This is a genomic window from Exiguobacterium profundum (genome assembly GCF_001909285.1).
GTDB lineage: Bacteria > Bacillota > Bacilli > Exiguobacteriales > Exiguobacteriaceae > Exiguobacterium > Exiguobacterium profundum.
Genome location: NZ_MRSV01000001.1, coordinates 2,325,360 through 2,349,870, shown reverse-complemented (window position 1 = coordinate 2,349,870; position 24,511 = coordinate 2,325,360). Strand labels below are relative to the sequence as shown.

The 24,511-nt window shown below is 50.1% G+C and carries 21 protein-coding genes, 1 other RNA gene and 1 other annotated feature; of the genes, 17 read left to right on the top strand and 5 right to left on the bottom strand.

All coding sequences use genetic code 11. The features are described 5' to 3' along the window. Positions 1-53 precede the first annotated feature (53 nt). The 6 genes from recJ (at position 54) to aspS (ending at position 9,072) form a co-directional block, all read left to right on the top strand. Complete coding sequence (gene recJ, locus BBB58_RS12145; protein ID WP_074037464.1) at positions 54-2,348, top strand: single-stranded-DNA-specific exonuclease RecJ; 2,295 nt, start codon at positions 54-56, stop codon at positions 2,346-2,348. 1 nt (position 2,349) lies between these two features. After that, positions 2,350-2,868: an adenine phosphoribosyltransferase gene (locus tag BBB58_RS12140; RefSeq protein WP_074037462.1), complete on the top strand. Its 519-nt coding sequence runs from the start codon at positions 2,350-2,352 to the stop codon at positions 2,866-2,868. Positions 2,869-3,056: 188 nt separating this feature from the next. Continuing rightward, a complete protein-coding gene (locus BBB58_RS12135) occupies positions 3,057-5,246 on the top strand; it encodes a RelA/SpoT family protein (protein ID WP_074037461.1) in 2,190 nt (729 codons plus the stop codon). 16 nt (positions 5,247-5,262) lie between these two features. Beyond that, a complete protein-coding gene (gene dtd, locus BBB58_RS12130) occupies positions 5,263-5,706 on the top strand; it encodes a D-aminoacyl-tRNA deacylase (RefSeq protein WP_031421442.1) in 444 nt (147 codons plus the stop codon). 38 nt (positions 5,707-5,744) lie between these two features. After that, positions 5,745-5,979 (top strand) — a binding site (T-box leader). Between the two features lie 43 nt (positions 5,980-6,022). Then, positions 6,023-7,303 carry a histidine--tRNA ligase gene (gene hisS, locus BBB58_RS12125; protein WP_074037952.1) on the top strand — a complete coding sequence of 427 codons (1,281 nt, stop codon included), beginning with the start codon at positions 6,023-6,025 and terminating at the stop codon, positions 7,301-7,303. Next, entirely contained in the window at positions 7,300-9,072 is a 1,773-nt protein-coding gene (gene aspS, locus BBB58_RS12120; RefSeq protein ID WP_074037459.1) for an aspartate--tRNA ligase, read from the top strand. The genes hisS and aspS overlap by 4 nt, the downstream gene beginning before the upstream one ends. A gap of 108 nt (positions 9,073-9,180) precedes the next feature. Here the strand turns inward: aspS and BBB58_RS12115 are convergent, their stop codons facing one another. Beyond that, positions 9,181-9,402 (bottom strand): hypothetical protein, encoded by a 222-nt coding sequence (locus BBB58_RS12115; RefSeq protein ID WP_143180248.1) that lies wholly within the window; start codon positions 9,400-9,402, stop codon positions 9,181-9,183. Next, entirely contained in the window at positions 9,375-9,725 is a 351-nt protein-coding gene (locus BBB58_RS12110; RefSeq protein WP_015881180.1) for an iron-sulfur cluster biosynthesis family protein, read from the bottom strand. The genes BBB58_RS12115 and BBB58_RS12110 overlap by 28 nt, the downstream gene beginning before the upstream one ends. Before the next feature lie 119 nt (positions 9,726-9,844). On the opposite strand from BBB58_RS12110, the gene BBB58_RS12105 reads away from it, so the two are divergent. Together BBB58_RS12105 and BBB58_RS12100 are read left to right on the top strand one after the other, a co-directional pair. Further along, positions 9,845-11,557, top strand: coding sequence for an ABC transporter ATP-binding protein (locus BBB58_RS12105; RefSeq protein ID WP_074037457.1), 1,713 nt, complete (start codon positions 9,845-9,847; stop codon positions 11,555-11,557). A gap of 101 nt (positions 11,558-11,658) precedes the next feature. Then, complete coding sequence (locus tag BBB58_RS12100) at positions 11,659-12,699, top strand: alcohol dehydrogenase family protein (protein WP_074037455.1); 1,041 nt, start codon at positions 11,659-11,661, stop codon at positions 12,697-12,699. A gap of 25 nt (positions 12,700-12,724) precedes the next feature. Here the strand turns inward: BBB58_RS12100 and BBB58_RS12095 are convergent, their stop codons facing one another. Further along, positions 12,725-13,372, bottom strand: a complete 648-nt coding sequence (locus BBB58_RS12095; RefSeq protein WP_074037454.1) for a YczE/YyaS/YitT family protein — start codon at positions 13,370-13,372, stop codon at positions 12,725-12,727. Between the two features lie 342 nt (positions 13,373-13,714). Here BBB58_RS12095 and BBB58_RS12090 point away from each other — a divergent pair, with 342 nt between their 5' ends. From BBB58_RS12090 to BBB58_RS12080, 3 genes are all read left to right on the top strand, one after another. Then, complete coding sequence (locus BBB58_RS12090; protein WP_074037452.1) at positions 13,715-14,929, top strand: DASH family cryptochrome; 1,215 nt, start codon at positions 13,715-13,717, stop codon at positions 14,927-14,929. A 74-nt stretch (positions 14,930-15,003) separates the two neighbouring features. After that, positions 15,004-15,190, top strand: a non-coding RNA gene (ssrS, locus tag BBB58_RS12085) — 6S RNA. A 95-nt stretch (positions 15,191-15,285) separates the two neighbouring features. Beyond that, positions 15,286-16,053: a tRNA threonylcarbamoyladenosine dehydratase gene (locus BBB58_RS12080; RefSeq protein WP_074037451.1), complete on the top strand. Its 768-nt coding sequence runs from the start codon at positions 15,286-15,288 to the stop codon at positions 16,051-16,053. A 12-nt stretch (positions 16,054-16,065) separates the two neighbouring features. On the opposite strand, the gene BBB58_RS12075 is transcribed toward BBB58_RS12080, so the two are convergent. Next, the gene (locus tag BBB58_RS12075; protein WP_074037449.1) at positions 16,066-17,382 is read right to left on the bottom strand and encodes a replication-associated recombination protein A; all 1,317 of its coding nucleotides are present in this window, start codon (positions 17,380-17,382) and stop codon (positions 16,066-16,068) included. Between the two features lie 60 nt (positions 17,383-17,442). Here BBB58_RS12075 and cymR point away from each other — a divergent pair, with 60 nt between their 5' ends. Genes cymR through BBB58_RS12055 form a run of 4 tightly spaced genes read left to right on the top strand, consistent with a single transcriptional unit; the run spans position 17,443 to position 20,796 of the window. Next, positions 17,443-17,850 carry a cysteine metabolism transcriptional regulator CymR gene (gene cymR, locus BBB58_RS12070; protein ID WP_074037447.1) on the top strand — a complete coding sequence of 136 codons (408 nt, stop codon included), beginning with the start codon at positions 17,443-17,445 and terminating at the stop codon, positions 17,848-17,850. A gap of 17 nt (positions 17,851-17,867) precedes the next feature. After that, a complete protein-coding gene (locus tag BBB58_RS12065) occupies positions 17,868-19,004 on the top strand; it encodes a cysteine desulfurase family protein (RefSeq protein WP_074037446.1) in 1,137 nt (378 codons plus the stop codon). After that, positions 19,005-20,126, top strand: coding sequence for a tRNA 2-thiouridine(34) synthase MnmA (gene mnmA / locus BBB58_RS12060; RefSeq protein ID WP_074037444.1), 1,122 nt, complete (start codon positions 19,005-19,007; stop codon positions 20,124-20,126). Continuing rightward, positions 20,014-20,796, top strand: coding sequence for a tetratricopeptide repeat protein (locus BBB58_RS12055; RefSeq protein WP_244150745.1), 783 nt, complete (start codon positions 20,014-20,016; stop codon positions 20,794-20,796). The genes mnmA and BBB58_RS12055 overlap by 113 nt, the downstream gene beginning before the upstream one ends. Before the next feature lie 58 nt (positions 20,797-20,854). Here BBB58_RS12055 and BBB58_RS12050 read toward each other — a convergent pair whose 3' ends face one another. Next, on the bottom strand, positions 20,855-21,403 hold the full coding sequence (locus BBB58_RS12050; RefSeq protein WP_074037443.1) for a VOC family protein: 549 nt from the start codon (positions 21,401-21,403) through the stop codon (positions 20,855-20,857). 115 nt (positions 21,404-21,518) lie between these two features. On the opposite strand from BBB58_RS12050, the gene BBB58_RS12045 reads away from it, so the two are divergent. After that, positions 21,519-22,205, top strand: coding sequence for a hypothetical protein (locus BBB58_RS12045; RefSeq protein WP_074037442.1), 687 nt, complete (start codon positions 21,519-21,521; stop codon positions 22,203-22,205). A gap of 70 nt (positions 22,206-22,275) precedes the next feature. Then, positions 22,276-24,483 carry an SF1B family DNA helicase RecD2 gene (gene recD2 / locus BBB58_RS12040; protein WP_074037951.1) on the top strand — a complete coding sequence of 736 codons (2,208 nt, stop codon included), beginning with the start codon at positions 22,276-22,278 and terminating at the stop codon, positions 24,481-24,483. Positions 24,484-24,511: the final 28 nt, after the last annotated feature.

The window sequence follows — 24,511 nt, the reverse complement described above, 5'->3', positions numbered from 1 at the left end:
GGCACATCTTTCACGCGGTCTGCTATAATCTACAATTGATTGGAGTGAAGGACATGTACCATTCGAAAAAACAGTGGCTCTATCCGGAAACAAATCCGGACGACGTCACGCGTTTACAAAACGAATTAAATATATCAGCACAACTGGCGACGTTGCTCGTTCAGCGTGGTCATCAAGACGTAGAAGCGGCCAAGGCATTCTTGTATGCCGAGGATGAACTCGTCTTTCATGACCCGTATTTGTTTGAACAGATGGAGAAAGTCGTAACCCGCATCAAACGGGCAGCAGACGATGGGGAGATGGTGCTCATCTATGGTGACTATGATGTCGACGGGGTTAGTGCCTCATCTGTCATGTGGCATGCGTTGACCGAAATTGGTGTCATGGCCGAGTGTTATATCCCGAACCGTTTCACTGAAGGTTATGGACCGAACAAAGAAGCGTTCCAGTGGGCAGCGAACGAAGGATTCACCTTGGTCGTCACGGTGGACTGTGGAATTTCTGGGATTGAAGAAGCCACACTCTTAAAAGACCTTGGCGTCGATTTGATCATCACAGACCACCACGAGCCGAAAGAGACATTGCCGGACGCCTATGCAATCATTCATCCACATATCGACCCGGGATATCCATACGATAAACTCGCCGGTGCGGGAGTAGCTCTCAAAGTGGCGCACGCCGTTTTAGGGAGAATGCCGGAAGAACTCCTTGATTTGGCCGTCCTCGGAACGATTGCCGACCTCGTCCCACTCGACGGAGAGAATCGGTTGCTCGCGAAGAAGGGGATTGTCGCGCTCGAGGCTTCAAAACGTCCAGGTATTCTAGCATTACGTGAAGTATGTGGTCTCGGTGACAGCGTATTGAACGAAGAGTCGGTCGGTTTCGCGTTCGGTCCACGCATCAATGCCGCAGGTCGACTCGATTCAGCGATGCCGGCATTACAAATGCTCCTGGCTGAACATGTCGAGGAAGCGCTCGAGCTCGCGAAACAGCTCGATAAGCAAAACAAAGAACGACAAGACATCGTCAAGACGATCGCTGCTGAAGCGAAAGAACTCGTTGAAGCGTCGATGACCGAGGACCGTGTACTCGTCGTGGCGAGTGAGAAGTGGAATCCTGGCGTCGTCGGGATTGTCGCATCTCGTCTCGTCGAGGCGTACTATCGTCCAGTCATCCTCCTTTGCCACGACCCCGAGACGGGTAAGGCGAAAGGATCGGGGCGCTCCATCGATGGATTTGACCTCTTCAAGGAACTTTCGAAGAATGAAGATATCTTGCCACACTTTGGCGGACATCCAGCCGCGGCCGGGATGACCCTTCAGTCGGAACACGTCGCCGAACTACGAGAGCGACTGAACCGTCAGGCGGAGTCCATCCCCGATGACGTGTTTGTACCACGAGTCAACGTCGACTTGAAACTCTCCGTTAACGACGTTTCGCTCGATTTGATCTCAGAGATTGGAAAGCTCGCGCCATTTGGTATGGGGAATCCATCCCCTCGCGTCGTTGTCGCAGATGCGAAACTGCGAGATATTCGCCAAATCGGACGGGATGCCACGCATTTGAAAGTACAGCTCGCCGGAGACAAGCGTGAGCTCGATGGTATTGGATTTGGATTCGGGCACGTCGTTTCAGAGATTTCAAAGATGGCTCATATCTCGGTGATGGGAAGTCTTCAAGTCAACGAATGGAACGGAATGCGTAAACCGCAGCTCATGATTCAAGATTTACGGGTCGATGACTTCCAAGTGTTTGACTATCGTGGGAAGAAAAAATCAATGCAAGAGTTGAAAGATTTGCCGAAAGAACAGACGTCATTTTTATCTTTCCAAGGGACGAACGAAGATTTTCCACTCCATGAAGGAGATGAACCGCTCAACCGTTTCGTCGTTCTGCTCGATCTTCCGGACGATGAAGAGGTGCTCGCAGAAAAACTTCATGAGGGGATTGAACGTATTTATTGTGCCTTCGGTCAAGGAGACTCGTTCTTTGAACGTCTTCCGTCCCGTGAGGATTTCCGAACGTATTATGTCCATATGGCAACATGCGAACGGAAAAATCTACGTGAAAACCTGATTCGTCTGTCAAAAGAGCGAAAATGGTCAAAAAATACGATTCAATTTATGCATCAAGTATTCTCTGAACTCGAATTTCTTGTTACAATGGAAGACGGACTGCCTGGAGTCAATCCAGAAGCACCGAAACGCGATTTGACCGAGGCGCCGTGCTATCAACGCCGGATTGGGCGCCAACAACTCGAAGAGCGTTTCGTATACGCGTCATTGGCGGAGCTCAAAGAGCGGTTACAATCGTTGCGATCGAACAAGATGCAGGAGGCATACACATAAAATGGATTTCAAACAGCATATTAAAGAAGTAGCAGATTACCCGAAGGAAGGAATCAGCTTCAAAGATATCACGTCACTCATGCAAGATGGCGAAGTCTACAAGAAAGCAGTAGATGAGCTCGTCGTTTATGCACGTGAACGTGGAGCGGAGTTGATCGCTGGTCCGGAAGCACGCGGATTCGTCGTCGGTTGCCCGGCAGCGTATGCGCTCGAACTCGGGTTTGTACCAGTACGTAAAGAAGGAAAGTTACCACGTGAGACAGTACGAGTTTCATACGGTCTTGAGTATGGAACGGACATTTTAACGATGCACAAAGATTCAATCAAACCTGGACAACAAGTCGTCATCTTGGATGACTTGCTCGCAACAGGTGGTACGATTGAAGCAACGATTAAAATGATTGAACAACTCGGTGGTGTTGTGGCAGGGATCGGGTTCTTGATCGAACTCGACGGACTTGGTGGACGTGAGCGTCTTGAAGGATACGACGTGTTCTCACTCATCCGCTACGAAGACTAATTTGAACGGGAAGCGATATGCTTCCCGTTTTTGAATAGTTTTTAAGGAAAATAACCTACAACCTTTGACAGGTCGTCAGATTTTTTCGATAATGGTTATAAAAATCACAGAATCTTGAATACAAACTACTACCATGCTGCGACGAATCCGAGGCGATTGGAGCGGTTAGAAAAAGGGTGTCGAATGTTATGACCAAAAAACAAATCGTAAGTATTGAGGATCTTCTCGACGCGCTCGGGGAGTATATGGGTGACGACGATATAGCCGAAGTGAAACGCGCTTACGAATACGCAAAACTTCATCATACCGGTCAGTTCCGACGTTCGGGCGAGCCCTATATTCTCCATCCGGTCCAAGTGGCCGGCATTCTCGTTGATATCGGCTTAGACGCCACAACGATTATTGGAGCGCTCTTGCATGATGTTGTCGAAGATACGGATGTTTCGTTACAGCAATTGACGGACGATTTTGGTCCAGACGTGGCCATGCTCGTCGATGGCGTCACGAAACTTGGTAAGATTAAATATAAATCGAAAAAAGAAGAACTTGCTGAAAACCACCGGAAGATGATTATCGCCATGGCAGAAGACGTGCGCGTGATCTTGATCAAACTTGCGGACCGGCTCCACAATATGCGGACACTGCAGCATATGCCGAAAGAGAAACAAGTCCAAAAAGCGGAAGAAACGCTTGAAATCTTTGCGCCTCTCGCACACCGGATGGGGATTTCGACAATCAAGTGGGAGCTCGAGGATATTTCGTTACGTTATATCAACCCGCAGCAATACTATAAGATCGTCTCGATGATGAAACAGAAACGGACGGAACGGGAAGCACTCGTCACCTCTGTCATCACGGAAGTGAACGGGGTTCTTGAGGAAGTGCATATCGATGCCGACGTGAACGGTCGACCGAAGCACATCTATTCTATCTATAACAAGATGGTGAAGCATAAAAAAGAGTTCAATGAAATTTACGATTTGATGGCGGTCCGCATTATCGTCGATTCGATTCGTGATTGTTATGCCGTGCTCGGAATCATCCACACCCAGTACAAGCCGATGCCGGGACGTTTCAAAGATTATATCGCTATGCCGAAGCCGAACATGTATCAGTCGCTCCATACGACAGTGATTGGACCGAAAGGTGAGCCGCTCGAAGTCCAAATTCGGACGAAAGACATGCATTTCATCGCTGAGTTCGGGATTGCGGCACACTGGGCGTATAAAGAAGGGAAAAACGTCTCGACGAACGGATTCGACGAGAAGATCGCCCATCTTCGTGAGATTCTTGAGCTTCAAAAGGATACGACGGATGCCGAGGAATTCATGGAATCCCTCAAAGTCGATTTCTTTAGCGACATGCTGTACGTCTTCACACCAAAAGGAGACGTATTCGAGTTGCCGAAGGGCTCAGTCCCGATTGACTATGCGTACCGGATTCATACGGAGATCGGGCACCGGATGACGGGTGCGAAAGTGAACGGCCGGATGGTACCGCTCGACTACAAACTCGAGACTGGTGACATCATCGAAATCATCACGTCGAAGCATAGTTACGGACCGAGTAAGGATTGGTTGAAGCTCGCTGTTTCAAGTCAGGCGAAGAACAAGATTCGTCAATGGTTCAAACGTCAGCAACGTGAAGAAAACGTCGAGAAAGGGAAAGATCTCGTCGAAGCAGAAATTAAGAAACTTGGTTTTGAACCGAAAGAGATTATCGATGAACCTGCACTCAGTATCGTCGTCGAGAAGTTCAACTTCGGGAACGAGGAAGAGATGTACGCCGCTGTCGGTTATCAAGGCATCACTGCCGCACAAGTCGCACATAAGTTGACGGAGAAGCAGCGGAAAGAACCGAAACTCGAACTGTCGGAAGCCATCAGCGAATTGAAAGTCAGTCAGGCACCGAAGAAGAAAACGACGGAAGCGGGCGTGACGGTCAAAGGCATCGACAACATGCTCGTTCGCATGAGCCGTTGTTGTAACCCGGTACCGGGGGATGAAATCGTCGGATACATTACCCGTGGACGCGGTGTCTCAATTCACCGGAAAGACTGCTTGAACATTGTCAACGAACAACACCCAGAGCGTCTCCTTGACGTCGAATGGGAAGTCGGACAAGCGAAAGAGAAGAACTATAACGTCGACATCGAAATCACAGGATATGATCGCTCAGGTCTCTTAAACGACGTCCTTCAAGCAGTATCGGCGACGAATACGAATATCGTGGCCGTCAGTGGTCGGGGCGACCAAAACAAACAGGCCCGCATCTCGATGACCATCTCGATTCCGAACGTGAACCATTTGCAGAAAGTCGTCGAGCGCATCAAACAAATCTCAGACGTGTATTCGGTCAGCCGAGTCATGATGACGTGACGAAAGGAAGAGGAACGTGCGTGTATTATTGCAACGAGTGAAAGAAGCATCAGTCACAGTCGAGGAAGAAGTCGTCGGGGCAATCAACGCCGGGTACTTGCTTCTCGTCGGTGTGACACATGAAGATACAGAAGAAGAAGTGAACTGGCTCGCCGACAAGGTGACCGGACTTCGCGTCTTCGAGGACGATCAAGAAAAGATGAACTTATCGATTCAAGACGTGTCCGGACAAATTTTATCTGTCTCTCAGTTCACTTTATATGGAGACACGATGAAAGGGCGGCGACCTGCTTTTACAAAGGCCGCAAAACCGGATATGGCCGAGACGCTTTATGAAAAATTCAATGAGCGACTCCGGTCGAATGGGCTCGTCGTAGAGACGGGACGCTTCGGAGCGATGATGGACGTCGCCCTCGTCAACGACGGACCGGTCACACTCATGCTCGAAAAAAACGCTTGACAGATGCCGGCTTGATTCGGCATCATGAAGCATATAGTCAAACACCTACGATAAAGAAGAGTACGGTCAACCCACCAGCAAAGAGAGCGATGCCTTGGCTGAAAGCATCGACTGGATGATGACCCGAACGACACTTTGGAGGTGCTCCCTTGAAAGCGAGTAGGGGGAGCCGTTTCATCGGGCGTTAACCGATTTCGAGTGGCAGAGTTTCAAGTGATGGCTCTGCAACGAGGGTGGTACCACGGGAAACTGACACAGGCTCTCGTCCCTTTGCGGACGAGGGCCTTTTTGTATTATTAAGGAGGGAAATGTGATGATGAAAGCACCACGCGGTACACAAGACCTGCTTCCGGGCACGGTCGAGACGTGGCAATATGTCGAAGAAAAGCTTCGCGACATGAGCGCCCGTTATAACTATAAAGAAATCCGCACACCAATCTTTGAAACGACGAACTTGTTCACACGCAGTGTCGGGGAAACGACGGACATCGTCCAAAAAGAGATGTTCACGCTCGTGAAGAAAGGGAAAGACGAGTACACGCTTCGCCCAGAAGGAACGGCATCTGTCGTTCGTGCGTTCGTGACGAACAAACTGTTCGGAAATCCGGACCAGCCGACCAAGCTCTACTACATGGGACCAATGTTCCGCTACGAGCGTCCACAAAAAGGTCGCTTCCGTCAGCTTCACCAATACGGTGTCGAAGCAATCGGTAGTAGTGACCCGGCCGTTGACGCTGAGGTCATCAGCCTCGCCTATTCGATTTACAAGTCGTTCGGACTTCAGAAAATCAAAGTCGTCGTCAACTCGCTTGGGGACGCGGAAAGCCGCAACGCCCACCGCGATGCGCTCATCCGTCACTTTGAGCCGGTAGCAGGCGAACTTTGCCAAGACTGTCAGTCACGCCTGTATAAGAATCCGCTTCGCATTTTGGATTGTAAGGTCGACCGCGATCACCCGTCGATGAAGACGGCCCCGTCGATTCTTGAATATTTGAACGAAGAGTCGAAGGCCTATTTCGACCAAGTGCTCGCACAACTCGATGCACTTGGTGTCGCCTATGAAGTCGACCCGACGCTCGTCCGTGGACTCGATTACTACACGCACACTGCGTTTGAAATCATGTCTGAGGCAGAAGGATTCGGAGCCATCACGACGCTTTGTGGCGGCGGACGCTATAACGGTCTCGTACAAGATATCGGCGGACCGGACATGCCGGGAATCGGTTTTGGAATCGGGTTGGAGCGTCTCATCCTCGCATTAGAGAATGAAGGAGTCCTACCTGAACTCGAGACAGGACTTGATGTCTTCATCGTCGCCCAAGGCGGAAAAGAAGTCGAATTGACGGCGACACGCCTCCTACAACTCCTCCGCATGGAAGGGTTCAAAGCAGACCGTGATTACCAAGGACGCAAGTTCAAAGGACAATTCAAACAGGCGGACCGTCTGAAAGCCAAGTTCACAGTCATCTTAGGGGATGACGAAGTCGAACGAGGGTCAGCCGCCTTGAAAGATATGACGACTGGTGAACAAGTCGACGTGCCACTCTCGGCCGTCGCAGACAAAATTCGTGAACTATCGGAAGGAGCAGGACAATGATCGGACGCACACATATGAACGGCCGCGTGACAGAGTCACTCATCGGCCAGGAAGTACAATTAAAAGGATGGGTACAAAAACGTCGTGACCTCGGAGGTCTCATCTTCATCGATCTTCGTGACCGCACAGGGATCGTCCAAGTCGTCGTTCGCCCAGAGAACGAAGCGGTCCACCAACTCGCGGAGACGATTCGTAGTGAGTTCGTCCTCGACGTGAAAGGGACGGTTCTCGAGCGTGAGAACAAGAACCCGAACATGCCGACAGGAAATATCGAAGTCATCGCTTCAGAGATCAACATCTTAAACGCTGCGAAGATGACACCAATCCCAATCGGTGACGAAGCGGAAAACGTTTCAGAAGACCTGCGTCTCAAATACCGTTACCTCGACCTTCGTCGTCCGGCGCTCCAAGAGACGTTCCGTCTCCGCTCGAAAACGTCGAACACGATTCGTAACTTCTTGACGGAGCAAGAGTTCCTTGAAGTCGAAACACCGATTTTGACGAAGTCGACGCCAGAAGGCGCACGTGACTATCTCGTACCGAGCCGTGTCCATGGTGGTGAGTTCTATGCACTTCCACAATCACCACAGCTCTTCAAACAGTTGCTCATGGTCGCAGGATTTGACCGTTACTTCCAAATCGCACGCTGCTTCCGTGACGAGGACCTTCGTGCAGACCGTCAACCTGAATTCACACAAGTCGACATCGAAACGAGCTTCATGGACATCGAAGACTTGATGGCGATGATGGAATCGATGATGGGACAAGTCATGGAATCGACGCTCGGTCGTACGGACACACCAGCGAAGTTCGAGCGGATGACACACGCGGAAGCGATGCGTCGTTTTGGTTCGGATAAGCCGGACACGCGCTTCGGTCTCGAACTCATCGACGTGGCAGACGCTGTGAAAGGTGCTGGCTTTAAAGTGTTCGATGCAGCACTCGAATCAAACGGGCAAGTCAAGGCGATCAACGTCAAAGGTGAGGCGGACAACTTCTCACGTAAAGACATCGACAAGCTTCAAGAGTTCACGGCGGTGTACGGTGCGAAAGGTCTCGCATGGCTCAAAGTGACAGCGGAAGGCTTGAACGGTCCAATCGCGAAGTTCTTTGATGAGACATACGCACAGAAGCTAATTGAAGCCACAGATGCAGAAGCAGGTGACCTTCTTCTCTTCGTCGCATCGAAACCAACTGTCGTTGCAGACAGCCTTGGCGCACTCCGCGTCAAGCTCGGTCACGAACTTGGTCTCATCGACGAGTCGAAGTTCAACTTCCTTTGGGTAACGGACTTCCCACTCGTAACGTTTGAAGAAGAAGACGGTCGCTTCTATGCGAACCACCATCCGTTCACGATGCCAAACCGTGAAGACCTCCATCTTCTCGAGACAGATCCGGCAAGTGTACGCGCGGTTGCGTATGACCTCGTCTTGAACGGTTACGAACTCGGTGGCGGTTCACAACGTATTTATGAGCGTGACATTCAAGAGCGCATGTTCAAATTGCTTGGTTTCACACAAGAAGAAGCGGTTGAACAGTTCGGCTTCTTGCTTGAAGCGTTCGAATACGGTACACCGCCACATGCGGGAATCGCACTCGGTCTCGACCGTCTCGTCATGATTCTTGCAGGTCGTTCGAACCTTCGCGACACAATCGCCTTCCCGAAAACGGCTTCGGCAAGCTGTCTCTTGACGCAAGCACCGAGCCCTGTCGCGGACGCGCAACTCGAAGAGTTATCGATTCGTACGGCAATAAAAGAGAAAAAATAAGCATAAAAAAACGAGGGTTGCCATGGCAATCCTCGTTTTTTGTATGTGTGAAACGGATTTTGGATTCAACACGAGATGGTAGATATTTAATTGGAACACATCCTCTTGTTAACGTTTATCCTCTTCTCGCTGCATATATTTCGCTGTTCGCTGCAACGCGAAACCAAACGCAAACAGCGAGGCGATGACTGCGGACATCGTATAGACCGAATCGATAAACGCCAGATAGATTCCAAGTAGTCCGAGACCGAAACTCACGAAAAAGAGAATGAGGAGTCTCGGATGTTGTTTCAGTGTCTGTTTCATCGGCTCGGAACGTTCAACTGACATCCTGTGCCGTCCGTCACGAGTAGATTCGAATTGAACACTTGGCCGTCACTCTTCAAGACGAGCGTACGACGGTCTTCGAGGAAATCGATTTTCATCTGTTCATCTAAAAACACTTTTGTCCAGTTTTTGATTAAGATTGGTCCGATGTTTGATTCGATTTCAACGTCTTCCGGAGTCGTCTCGGTTACGTATCGAATCTCAAAGATTCCGCTGTTCCCACAACCACAACCTTCTGTCTCGTAAAAGAGGTGCATCTGTCCTTCGCGTTCGCCTTTCAATGACTCGATTCGTTCGAGGGCACGATCTGTAATGTGTACATGCATGTGTATCACTCCTTACTTTTATTATACGCCGTTTGAAAAAAGAATGAAAAAGGGATGCATCCTGTTTTCCACCTTTCGGAAAAAAGCGTACACTTAATGAAGAGAAGGGGGAAGAGAGAATGATTTCACGTTTTTTTAGTTATTATCGACCACATAAAAAGTTATTCCTACTCGATTTTTCATTCGCAATTCTCGTCGGACTGCTTGAACTTGGATTTCCGCTTGCCGTTCAATGGTTCATCGACGACTTGTTGCCGGGTGGAGAATGGAACTGGATTATCATCGTCAGCATCGGCCTGTTGATTCTATACATATTGGCCATGATGATGCAGTACGTCGTCAACTACTGGGGACATAAGCTCGGCATCAACATCGAGACGGACATGCGAGAAGAGTTGTTCACGCATATCCATAAACAGTCGTTCCGCTTCTTTGACAATCATAAGACCGGCCATTTGATGAGCCGGGTCACGAACGACTTGTTCGATATAGGGGAAGTGGCGCACCATGGGCCGGAAGACTTCTTTATCGCCATCATGACGTTACTTGGTGCGTTCGGGATCATGTTCTCGATCGACCCTGAACTCGCACTCGTCACCGTTGTCGCAGTACCGTTCCTCATCATCATGATCACGTATGCGAATAAGAACATGAACAAGGCGTGGCAAAAGATGTACACGAATATCGGGGAAGTGAACGCGCGCGTCGAGGACAGTGTGTCCGGGGCACGCGTCGTCCAATCGTTTACGAACGAGGCGTTCGAAATCGGGCGTTTCCAAAAAGACAACAACTTCTATCGCGGCTCGAAGATTGAAGCGTATCGCGTCATGAGTACGTCACTCGCAGGTATCTATATCACGACGCGTCTTATGACGTTGCTCGTCCTTGTATACGGGGCGTACTTAACGTATGAAGGACAACTATCGTACGGACAACTCGTCGGCTTCATCTTGTACATGAATTTACTCATTAAGCCGATTGAAAAGATCACGGCGCTCCTCGAGATGTATCCGAAAGGGATGGCAGGGTTCAAACGATTCACGCAGTTGCTTGATGAAGAGCCGGACATTGAGAACCGAGCGGATGCGACCGAGGTCGAAACGTTGACAGGCGATATCGTCTTCGATGACGTCTCATTCGGCTATTCAGACTACCGCCAAGTGTTGACAGATATTGACTTGTCGATCGAGGCAGGGACGACTGTTGCCTTAGTCGGGACGAGCGGGGCTGGAAAGACAACCATCTGTTCACTCATTCCGCGTTTTTATGACGTCACAAAGGGTGCCATCTCGATTGACGGCATGGATATCCGGAACATGACGAAAGAGAGTTTACGTCGTCAAATCGGAATTGTGCAACAAGATGTCTTCTTATTTGCGGGTACGCTACGGGAGAACATTGCTTACGGGAAACTGGATGCGACCGATGCAGAGATCATGCATGCGGTGGAAAAAGCACATCTCGGCACGCTCGTCGAAGAGCTCGAGCACGGTCTTGATACACAAATCGGAGAGCGTGGACTAAAACTCTCCGGAGGTCAGAAACAACGCATCGCCATTGCGCGTATGTTTTTGAAAAATCCGCCGATTTTAATACTCGATGAGGCGACCTCGGCGCTCGATACGGAGACCGAGGCCATCATTCAGGATTCATTAAATGAACTGGCAGCAAATCGAACGACGCTCATCATCGCGCACCGTTTAGCGACTGTAAGGAATGCCGACCGGATTCTTGTCGTGACGGCAGAAGGAATCGTAGAAGATGGAACGCACGAAGAACTCAGTCAAAAAGGTGGTGTCTTCACGAACCTGTTACAACGTCAACAACTATAAATCGAGGGCTGCCTGATAAAGGGCGGCCCTTTTTTGGCGTGATAACAGCATTTCGTGGGTAAATACTTATGGATGAACGAAAGCGAAGGAGGCAAAATACCATGAAAGCTGTACAAGTCGTAGGATATGGGGACGTTGACCAACTCCAAGTGGTTGATATCCCGAAACCGTCTCCGAAAGCAGGAGAAGTGCTGATCAAGGTACGCGCCTGCGCGATTAACAATACGGAAATATGGATGCGAGAAGGGGCTTATGGAACTGGGGAGAAGTCAGGATGGCGCCCGGAAGGTGTCCAGTTCCCACGCATTCCCGGTTCAGACATCACTGGTGAAGTCGTCGAGCTCGGAGATGGGGTCGACCAAGGGATGATGGGTCGACACGTCGTCTTATTCCCGTTCACCTCGAGCGGACCTGAGCGGAAGGAACACTTGTCGGACGATATGTCCTTTATTGGATCAGAGTATGACGGGGGCTACGCGGAGTATGTATCATGGCCGGCTGACCTTTGTTTTGACATGCCGCTTGATGATTTCGTCGAGAGTGCAGTCTTTTCCGTAAGTGGTCTCACGGCTTGGCATATGAACGAGCAGTTACACATCCGTTCCGGTGAGACGATTGTCGTCACTGGGGCAAGTGGCGGGGTCGGCTCACTCAACATCCAAATTGCGGCGAACGTATTCGGGGCGAATGTGTTCGCTATCGTCGGTGATTTGAAAAACGAGCAAGAGTTAAAAGCGCTTGGGGCGACCGAAGTGTTTTCCTATCGTTCTGAGACGCTCGCCGATGATATCATCGCTGCGAACGGTGGCCCGGTCGACGCGGTCCTCGATGTCGTGGGAGATGCGCTATTTGATGTATCTCTAAACATCTTGAAAAAGGGAGGGAAGTTCTGTATCTCTGGTTCGGCGGGAGGACAGACGACCCATATCGACTTCCGGACGCTGTACTTGAAACATATCGCGATGTACGGGTCTGTTCTCGGGACACGATATGAATTCGCGGAGATGTTGCGCTCGATCGCCGAAGGGAAGCTAAAACCGGTCATTGACCGGACGTTCCCGCTTGAAGAGGCACGTGAGGCACAGGCGTATTTTAAACAATCGGGTAAGTTCGGAAAGATTGTGCTCATTCCGAACACATAAAAAGAGAGGAGATCTCCTCTCTTTTTCATGCGAATTTTACTTTGAGACGATCGACATAGGCGATGAACAGGCGGAACCGTTCTAGCCAAAACTGGAAGAATGGACCGATGAGGAAAATCGATAAGACGGTCCCGAAGAAAAGTGGTCCGCCGAGTGCCCAACCGATGAAACAAGCGGTCAGTTCCATCCAAGTCCTCATGGCACGGACGGACGTTTGGAAACGGTCTGCTAAGGCAAGCGTCAATCCATCGCGTGGACCGGCACCGTACCCGACGGCGACATAGAGACCAGCTCCCATGCCCATCACAAATATGCCGAATGTGAGCCAAACAATATTCACAATCATCCCTTCGAAAACAGGGAGCCATTGCTCATTTAATATCACGTTCATGAACACCCCAACGAACACCGCGTTTACTAGAGTTCCGAACTGAGGACGGATGCGGTCGAGTATGTATTTAAATAGAACGAGTAAAAGACCGACACATAAAATCACCGTCCCGATTGAAATCGGAAGATGGTGAGCGATACCGATATGAAGGACGTCCCACGTGGAAACCCCGAGATTTGCCGTGATCATGATGGATGAACCGAGCGCGAGTAAGAACAACCCGGTCATGAAGAGACCCCATTTGAAGAGAATGCGTAAAAGATGGATGGATCGGACGTGCATGAACATCGCCTCGTTTCAATAGAATGATTGATTTATCTTAGCACAGGCGATTGAAAAACATAAAAAAAACGTCTCAGCTTATTGGCTGAGACGTGAGTTTTATTTCTTCGGTGATTTCTTTGCTTTGTTCTTTTTATAGTAATCGTAGACGAACGGTGCGACCGCCGTCGCGATTTTAATCAATGTTCCCATTTTGCCTTTCTTAGCCATTATGCTGCACCCCTTTCTCTTCTAGAAGAATATATTCCACACAATTTGATTTTGAAAACATATCTCGAGCACATTCCATCTTCATGACAAAGATTATAACCCATCATACTATAGGGTGGAGGAGGTCTATTGATGAAAACAATCATTTGGTACCAAAATGATTTACGTATTGATGATCATTTACCGCTTGAAGAGGCACTTCGCCATGATGATCCGATCGAAGGTCATTTTTTTATCAGTCCGAATCAGTTCGTTGAAAATCGTTATGGCGTCATTCCACTTGGGAAGGAGCGACTTCATTTCTTGAAGGAGTCATTAGAGGATGTGGCCGGTTCACTCGACGCACTTGGTATCCCATTTCACGTGCACGTTGGTCATCCGCTCGAAACGCTCGACCCGTCCGACCGTCTCTTGTTTCAGCGGGCAGTCGGATACAATGAGCGCCGACGTGAAAATGAAGTGATCAAAAAATGGAAAGGGGAGTACGAGACGTTCGGTGGATTCACGTTATTTGAAGAGGGCGATATCCCGTTTGAGAAAATGCCGTTTCTCTTCACGGAGTTTCGAAAAGCGGTCGAATATGATGTACGTCCCCGAGAACTGATTTCCCGTAAGGCGACGGCTGCCACACGCGAGGTGACGTTCCCATTTTCGATTCAAGAAGTAAAGCAAGACCCGAGGACGGCGTTTCCGTTCAAAGGTGGCGAATTGGCAGCGAAGCGTCGATTGAATGACTATTTGTCCGTGCCGATTCGAACGTACAAAGAAACGAGAAATGGTTTTGGTGTCGATGACTCGACGAAGCTATCTTCTTATTTAGCGAACGGCTCGTTATCCCCACGACGGGTATTCTTTGAACTCGAGGCACATGAACGAACGCATGGGGTAAATGAATCAACGTACTGGCTGTACTTTGAACTATTATGGCGTGAGTTCTTTCAATGGGTCGCACTCGAGCAAGGGAAAAAATTATTTCGATCACAAGGCATCCGGTCGAAACGGAAAGACTGGCGAGTCGAGGCGGATGTCATTGAAAAATGGCGAAAGGGAGAGACGGGTGTTGATTTCGTAGATGCGTTTATGCGCGAACTGAATGCGACGGGATGGATGTCCAATCGGGGGCGACAAATCGTGGCGAATTATTTTTCAAAAGAGTTAAAACAAGATTGGCGTTACGGGGCTTCCTACTTTGAATCGAAACTAATCGATTACGACGTGGCGAGCAATTGGGGGAATTGGGCGTACCAGGCGGGTGTCGGGAACGACTCGCGCGACCGCCGTTTCAACATCGAGCGTCAACAGTTCACGTATGACCCGGACCGTGCGTTTCGTAACAAATGGTTGTGACCAAACTGTCACGTGAAGTCGGCGTTTCTCATTGACTTCTTTTTACAGAAGCGCTATAGTTAAATCAACAGATGGGATACCTGAGGTGTACGAGAGCCGCCTTCGTTATTTTGAGCCAACACTTTGAATACGGGAGACCGAACTGCTAACCAGATCAACTGCCTCATCACGTGCAGGAGGACTTGTGAAGGAAACGCTAGGTCACCCACCTGCATACGCAGGTTCAAAAGCAAGGCATCGTCACGGCACTCCGGGCCCCATCGATTTTTTTGTAAATACGTCGCGAGACGTCTTTTTTTTGAATATAATTCCGAGTAAAATAGTATGAGAAAATAGGATTAGTTGGAGGAAGAAATATGTTACACCAGTTTTCACGTAATGAATTGGCCATCGGCTCTGAAGGCCTTGATGCTTTAAAGAATAAAACGGTCGCGATTTTAGGCGTCGGCGGTGTCGGTTCATTTGCGGCAGAGGCACTTGCGCGCAGTGGCGTCGGACGCATCATCCTCGTCGATAAAGATGATATCGACATCACGAACGTCAACCGACAAATCCACGCACTATTGTCGACGGTCGGTCAACCGAAAGTCGAAGCGATGGGGAAACGTCTCCTTGACATCAACCCGGACTTAGACCTCGTCCAATTGAAGATGTTCTATACAGAAGAGACATATGAAGAGTTCTTCGCTCAAAACATCGACTACGTCATCGATGCGTCAGACACGATCATCTATAAGATTCATTTAATCGTAGAATGTAAGCGTCGCGGCATCCCGGTCATCTCAAGCATGGGGATGGCGAATAAGATGGATCCGACACGCATCAAGGTCGTCGACATTAAAGATACGTCATATGACCCGATTGCGAAGATGGTCCGTACTCGTCTACGTAAAGAGAAAATCTACAAAGGCGTCCCGGTCGTCTTCTCGGACGAATCTCCAATCGTGACACGCGAGGACGTGAACGAGGTCGTCGGGAAGAAAGATGCCCCGATCCGTAAAGCGAAGATGCCACCGAGCTCGAACGCGTTCGTCCCATCGGTTGCAGGACTTGTCGCTGCAGGATACGTCATCAATGACTTGCTCGAACAAGCGGGCGTCGAAATCAACCGCATCCAAAAATAAAACGACGCTGGCTCATTTCGAGTCGCGTCGTTTTTCCCAATAATCGAGCCGTTTTTGGATTTGTTGCTCGAATCCACGTGGCGTCGGTTTATAGTAATTTGGTCGTTTTCTAGCCAAGTTTTCTGGCCAATAGTTTTGAGGGACGAACCCGTCTTTTTCGTCATGTGGATACTTGTATCCGACCCCGTTCCCGAGTTCACGTGCTCCTGGACTATGGGCATCCCGGAGATGTACGGGCACAGGGCCTCCCTCGACTGTGCGGACGTGGTGAAGCGCCTTGTCGATGGCGGTGATGACCGCATTTGATTTTGGAGCGGTTGCCAAATAGAGAACGGCTTCTGCGATTGGGATGCGAGCTTCTGGAAAACCGATGTACTCGCTCGCTCGTGCTGCTGCATCGACGATGAGAAGTGCGTTCGGGTCGCTCATTCCGATATCTTCGGCGGCATGGACGTATAAACGACGCATGATGAATCGCGGAGATTCGCCAGCCTCAATCATGACGGCTAGCCAGTATAGCGCGGCATCCGGGTCAGACCCCCGAATCGATTTGATGAACGCCGAAATGACATCGTAATGTCGGTCGCCCGTCTTATCGTATTTGATTGACTTCTGTTGAATCGACTCTTCCGCGACCTCTAGCGTGATATGAATCTCTCCGTCCACCTCAGGCGTTGTCAAGACGGCGAGTTCGAGTGCGTTCAACAGGACACGGTAGTCACCATCCGCCATTTTGATATAATGGTCTGCAGCAGCTTCATCCATTTTGACCGGATAATTTCCGAGACCACGTGAGTCGTGTAGCGCCCGCTCAAGGACGGCACGTAACTCTTCAGCACCAGGTGGCTCGAGTCGAAACACGGTCGCGCGTGACAGGAGTGCGGCGTTTACTTCAAAACTCGGGTTTTCTGTCGTCGCTCCGATGAGGACGAGCTTTCCAGACTCAAGGGCAGGAAGGAGTGCGTCTTGTTGGAGCTTATTGAACCGGTGGATCTCATCTAAAAAGAGAATCGTCCGTTCGTCTTCATAGTCGAAGCGGGACTCCGCTTCACGAATGACGTTCCGCAATTCATCGAGTTTTGCTGTGACGGCGTTCAATTGGACGAATGTCGCTTTCGTGTAATTCGAAATAACACGGGCAAGTGTCGTCTTACCGGTGCCAGGTGGACCATATAGGATAATCGTACCAAGTCGATCGGCTTCGATGGCACGACGAAGTAGCTTGCCCTCGCCGATGATATGGCGCTGTCCGATAACGTCATCTAATGTTTCGGGGCGCATCCGATTGGCGAGCGGTCCGCCATTCGATTGATGAAATAAATCAGGCATACGTAACCATTCCTTTCGACAAACGTTTGTTCGATTAGTATAACAGAAGGAGACTTGAAGATGAAAATATCTACTAAAGGCCGTTATGGCTTGACGATTATGATTGCGTTGGCACGCGAGACTGATAACAAACCGCTCAGTTTAAAAAAGATTGCGGCACGACATGAATTGCCAGAGCATTACTTAGAGCAATTAATCGGCCCACTCCGTAACGGTGGACTCGTCAAGAGCGTGCGTGGTGCGTATGGCGGCTATCAGCTCGTCAAACCGCCAGAAGAAGTGACAGCGGGTGAAATCATTCGCTTGCTCGAAGGACCGCTGGCCATCGTCGAAGAATCTGAAGCAGATGATGCGGTGAAACGGAAGCTTTGGGATAAAATCAAAGAAGCAATTGATACCGTCCTTGATGAAACGACACTCGCTGACCTCGCTGAGGAAGAGTCAGACGGCTACATGTTTTATATTTAATAATGAGGTGACTTTAGATGAACTATTTTGATCACGCTGCGACGACACCGATGCGACCAGAAGTCCTCGAAGCGATGACACCCTACTTTTTAGAGACGTACGGGAACGCGTCGAGCATCCACGGAATTGGACGTAACGCCCGGGCGGCGCTCGATTCGTCACGTCGCGTCCTCGCAAAGTGGATTGGTGCTTCACCGAACGAGATCGTCTTTACGTCAGGTGGGACGGAGTCAGATAATTATGCTTTGTTGGGTGCGGCGTATGCCCATCAAGAAAAAGGCAAACATATCATCACGACAAAAGTCGAACATCACGCCGTTCTTCACGCGATGGAGCAACTTGAGCGCGAGGGCTTCGACGTCACGTATCTCGATGTTGATGAGTCGGGAGCTGTAGATATAGAAACGTTCCGATCAGCGTTACGTGAGGATACGATTCTCGTATCGGTTATGTACGGCAACAACGAGGTCGGAACGCGCCAACCGATTCAAGAAATCGGGGAGTTGTTACAAGACCATCAGGCTCTCTTCCATACGGATGCGGTACAAGCGCTCGGTACAGAAGAAATTGATGTGAAACGTATTCATGTCGATTTATTGTCGGCGTCCGCACATAAAGTGAATGGGCCAAAAGGTATCGGTTTTCTTTTCATGAAAACAGGTGTAAAATTAGCGTCACGTTCTTTTGGTGGACAACAAGAACGTAAACGTCGAGCCGGCACGGAAAATGTTCCGGGTGCCGTCGGATTCCAAAAAGCAGCTGAACTCGTCATGGCAGAGCGTGAGGACCGAGTGACTCTCTATGCTTCGCTCGATTTGGCACTGCGTCAACGTCTTGACGAACTAGGCGTGTCTTATGAGGTGAACGGGTCGAATCGTTTACCTCACATCGTGAACCTATACCTCCCTGGAATTGACCTTGAACCTTTCCTCATCATGATGGATATGCGGGGCATGGCGATTTCGAGCGGGAGCGCCTGCACGGCGGGGTCGGTCGAACCGTCCCATGTATTGTCGGCGATGTACGGGGATTCAGAGCGGACGCGTCAGTCTGTTCGAATCAGTTTTGGCCACGGTAACTCGGTCGAGGACGCGAAACGGCTCGCGGAGCGACTAGAAGAAGTCGTCTCGACATTTATGAACGGAGTGAGATAGATGAATTTACGCACGAAAGCCCCTGAAGAGACGACGGTCGTCGTCGGGATGTCAGGTGGCGTCGATTCATCGGTGACGGCCCATGTGTTAAAAGAACAAGGGTATAACGTCATCGGAATTTTTATGAAAAACTGGGATGACACGGACGAGAACGGTGTGTGTACGGCGACAGAGGACTATGAAGACGTCATCGCCGTGGCGAACCAAATCGGGATTCCTTACTATGCGGTCAACTTTGAAAAAGAATATTGGGACCGCGTCTTTGAATATTTCTTAGCGGAATATCGTCTCGGTCGGACGCCGAACCCGGACGTCATGTGTAACAAAGAAATCAAATTCAAAGCATTCCTCGACCATGCGCTTCGACTCGGTGCCGATTTTGTAGCGACCGGACACTATGCGCAAGTGAAATATGTTGATGGTGAGCATCGTCTGTTACGAGGAAAAGACGATAACAAAGACCAAACGTATTTCTTGAACCAATTGTCACAAGACCAGCTCGCGCGGACGATGTTCCCGATTGGTCATATGGACAAGAAAGATGTACGTGCGATTGCCGAAGAGGCAGGACTCGCGACGGCGAAGAAGAAAGATTCGACGGGAATCTGCTTTATCGGTGAACGGAACTTTAAAGAATTCTTGTCGGAATACCTTCCATCACAGCCTGGTGAAATGCGGACGCTCGATGGCGTCGTCAAAGGACGTCACGACGGGTTGATGTATTATACACTCGGACAACGTCACGGTCTCGGAATCGGTGGCGACGGTGATCCTTGGTTCGTCGTCGGGAAAGATGTTGAGAACAACGTCTTGTTCGTCGGACAAGGGTTCCATCACGACGCGCTCTACTCAGATGCGCTGCTCGCTTCGAAACTATCATGGACGGGAGCTGCTTCATCAGGAGAGTTCCGGGCGACGGCGAAGTTCCGTTATCGCCAACAAGATGTCCCGGTCACGATCGCTCCGCTCGAAAATGGCGAGGTCCTCGTCAAGTTCGATGAGCCACAACGTGCCATCACGCCAGGACAAGCGGTCGTCTTCTATGATGGCGACATCTGTCTCGGTGGGGCAACGATTGACGAAGCGTATCGAAACGGAAAACGACTCGACTATATCGGATGAGGTGATTGATATGAACGCAAACGAACAAGGCATCCAAGCGATGCAGCAAGGTGAATTCGAACAGGCGGCCAAACATTTCAATGAGGCCATCGAAGCGAACCCGACGGACCCGACTGGTTTCGTCAACATGGGGACATTGCTCCAGGCGATCAACGATTACGATCGTGCCGTCATCTTCTATGATAAGGCGATCGAGCTCGATGGTTCGTTCGGTGCCGCTCACTACGCGAAAGGTGCACTTGCCTATGAACTCGAGCAATTGGAGTCAGCGGAGGCGTCGCTTCGCCAAGCGCTCCTTTCTGGGATGGATGATGCTGATCTTCATTTCATGCTCGGGTTGACGTATAAGGCGATGGGTGATTTCGTTCGAGCGATGCCACGCCTGCGTGAAGCGAAAAAACAATCGCCAGAAGACGTGGAGATCACGTTCCAATACGGACTTGCACTCGCACAGAGTGAACAGCTCGAAGAGGCGGTCGTTGCGCTAGAAGAGACGCTCGATCTCGATGCGAGCCATACGGATGCCCGTTACAACTTGGCAATCGCATATGCGTTCTTGGGTGACCAGGAACGAACGTACGCTGAGCTTCAACGCGTCTTGGAGATGCAACCGGATCATGAACTTGCGCGTGACGCCGTCGCGAAGATGGATGCACTGCTTGGAAACTGATTTCTTGAATAGGAAAGTGCCATCGCTCCATTGCGATGGCACTTTTTTGTTGACGCGATTAGAGTTGTTTCGTTGTGATTTTGACGGGTTCTCCGGCAAACTCGCCGTACGCCTCGTCCATATTTTTCGTATACAGTTCGATGATGTTATGGCTCGGGTCTTTGAAGTACGCAGAGCGTTCTTTCCCATTTTTCGTCTCATCCTCGTCCCACATCCGAAGTTTAACAGGGACATCGGTCTCATCTAAGATTTCGAGTGCCTGTTCAAACGACTCCATCGGAACGAAGAACGCACAGTGGACGTGGACGCCACCTTCATCATAGAGCGTGTCCCATTCCGTCACGTCTTGTTTCCGGTTCGCATCCTCTTCATCCGTAAAGTCGCGTTTCAACCAAAGACCTAACCGTGTGTTCCCGCCGATATAGAGCCATGTTGCCCACGGTTCGTTCGCTTGTTCTTGTGATTCACTCGGTTCGGCATCGTCTCCGACCCATTGTTCGACGACAGGAAGCCCTAATTTTTCATGCCAAAAGGCTACGGCTTCGTTCATGTCTGTCACTTCTAAAACGAGTTCACATAATCCGCTGACTGGAATTCGTTTGCCCATAGATGATTCCTCCTTCAATGTTTCATTCGAACAGTTCCCCGTTTCTTTAAATCAAAAACGCGACTAGCTGTGTTGAAGTGGGGGAATGACAACCTATAGAAGGAGGTCGAGTGGCTTGCGAAAATTTAGCATGGTCAGCGTCATTTTGTTTTTTATTGTCGAGTACGTCTGGTTGAATCAATTATTTGAATCGGTAAATGAACGATTAGCAGACGGGAAATGGACGAATACGATCTTATATCAAGTGGTCGTTGAACCACGTGGACTCTTAACGTTAATCCTTCTTTTATTCGTAGCGCTCCTTCTCGTTGGATGGGCTGTTCACTATGTATACAGTGAGCAAAAGTCTTGGCAACATACATCTGAACATGTCGGTATTGGTTGGGTCGTTCCATTGATTTTGGCAGTACTCGGATTCCTCATTCCGAACGTATATGTCCAAGTCGGGATGTTACTCCTTCAAGTAACGTTCATTCCGCTCATCCCGTTCATCCATCAGACCGTTCCATTCTGGAAAGTCGTGACGAACTGGTTGATTCAGTTGGCGGTCATCGGGCTCGTCCTGTTCGGGGCGAGGGGGATGCTTCAGGACTCGATCCGCATCGAGAAGACCGAGCTCTTCACAAAACTCGAGGCATATCAGGCGTCTGGTGACTTGGATAGGATCCAGCGTTTAATTGAAGAGGTGGACCTGGATCAGGTTGAGCGCATTTTGGACCGGGTCGATATCGAACAGTTGATACGTATTTTGGAGGTCGTCGATCTCGACCGAATCGAGCAAATCTTGAGTCTATTCGACTAGGGCATTTGTTCAATCGATTCATCTCGGGCTATAATGGATGATGGAAAAATAGCTGGAGGTGTCGGATATGATGGCAACACCTTATGAGTTGACTGGAAAAGTCATTCGCGTCCTGTTTCAATCAGAAGAAGAGGCGCATACGATTGCGCTCGTACGTATAAAAGAAAAGAATTTTGAGACGGATGAGACCGAGATGGTTATCGCAGGCGTCGGAGTCGGCATTGAGAAGGGCGAGACGTATAAGGCGCACGGTCGTCTCGTCGAACACCCTCGATTCGGAAAACAGATGAAGGCGGATTGGATTCGCCGTGTCGTCCCGATGACGAAACGGGCAGCCGTCCGCTTTTTGACGAACGGGTCTTTCCCTGGAATCGGTCAAAAGACGGCGCAGAAGATTGCAGATTCTCTCGGGGACGATTGTATCGACCAGATTGTGAAACATCCGAGCATCCTGTCCGAGGTCGACGGATTGAAAGAAAAGCAGGCACGTGTGATCACCGAGCGCCTGAATGTCTTATATGGGGTCGATCAATTACTTTTATTTCTCGCTCCATTCGACGTGACACCGCGTCTCGCCTCAAAAATCCATAAAGAGTATGAAGGACGGGCGATGGAGACGATTGAGAAGAATCCGTATGCGCTCATGTACGACGTACAGGGCATCGGTTTCAAGACGGCTGATGCCATCGCGGCGCACTTCGGGATTCAAGGCATTCATCCCGAACGCATCGCGGCAGCGGTGCTTTACGTGTTAGAACTCGAACAAGGGAACGGTCATCTCTACGTGACGGCAGAACAACTTGAAGCCGAGATGCCTCGAATTATCGGGGCGGACCCAGGTGAGGCGCTCGTCACGGCATTAGAGTCACTTGCCAAAGAAGAACGGGTCGTCATCGATGATGGGGTCGTCTATCACCCTCGCGTGTTCCGTGCTGAGCGAAAAGCGGCAGAAGAGTTGGCGCGCATCATGGCGACATCGACAACAGAGGATGTGGATATGACGACCATCTTTGATGCGGTCGGACGTGTTGAGGAAATGTTTTCAATCGAATATGCGACCCAACAGCGAGAAGCCATCGAACTTGCGCTCAAGTCACCGCTCATGGTTCTCACAGGTGGTCCAGGTACCGGGAAGACGACGGTCGTCCGAGGGATCATTCATGCACTCAGCGACGTCTTCGATTGGAAGTTAGATCCCGTTCCGAACCAACCGTTCCCGTTCGTCTTGGCCGCACCGACGGGTCGAGCGGCGAAACGCCTAAGCGAGTCGACAGGGCTACCGGCCTCGACGATTCATCGGCTGTTAAAGTTCGACGGTAGTTCGTTCCAAGTCGATGAGACGAATCCGCTTGTCGGGAAAGTGCTCATCGTCGATGAGGCGTCGATGATTGACATCTTTTTGTTCCGAAGCTTGCTAAAGGCGGTACCGAACGGCATGAAAATCTTGTTCGTTGGAGACCGCGATCAGCTCCCGTCTGTCGGACCGGGGCAAGTACTTGCCGATTTGATGGCGACAGAAGGGATTCCGGTCGTCCGCCTCGACGTCGTCCACCGTCAGGCGTCGGAATCGAGCATCCTCCGACTTGCCCATTCCTTGAACGCCAAAAAGATGCCAGAAGATTTGTTGGCGTCACTGCCGGACCGGCGCTTCTATACGGCGAATCAGGAGACGGCACTTCAAGCGATTTGTCAGATGGCAGGAGCGGCTCTCCGAAAAGGATATTCACCGTTTGATATTCAAGTGCTCGCACCGACGTATCGAGGGGTATGTGGAATTGACGGACTGAATGAAGCACTTCAAAACGTATTCAATCCAAAATCAAGTGCCCGTGAAGTGAAGCATGGGACGCGCATTTACCGAAACGGTGATAAAGTGCTACAACTCGTCAACAACGCCGAGGAGAACGTCTATAACGGGGACATCGGGGAAATCACGAACATCTTCTACGCGAAGGAAAATGTCGATAAGGTCGACAAGATTTATATCCGATTCGACCAGACAGAAGTCGAGTACAACCGTAGTGAATGGGACCAGTTCACCCATGCCTACGCCATCACGATCCATAAGTCACAAGGTTCCGAGTTCCCAATCGTTCTCATGCCGGTCTTCTTCAACGGAGGATTCCGATCGTCGCGCAACTTGATTTATACAGCTGTGACTCGGGCGAAGAAGAGTTTACTCTTGTTTGGTGACGTGCGTGCGCTCGAGGCGGCGACGCGAGAAGAGGAGCCGGTGCGACGGACAAAATTGGTCGAGCGCTTAGGCGGGAAGTCTTGACGTCTTTCCGAACGCGTGTGATAATGAC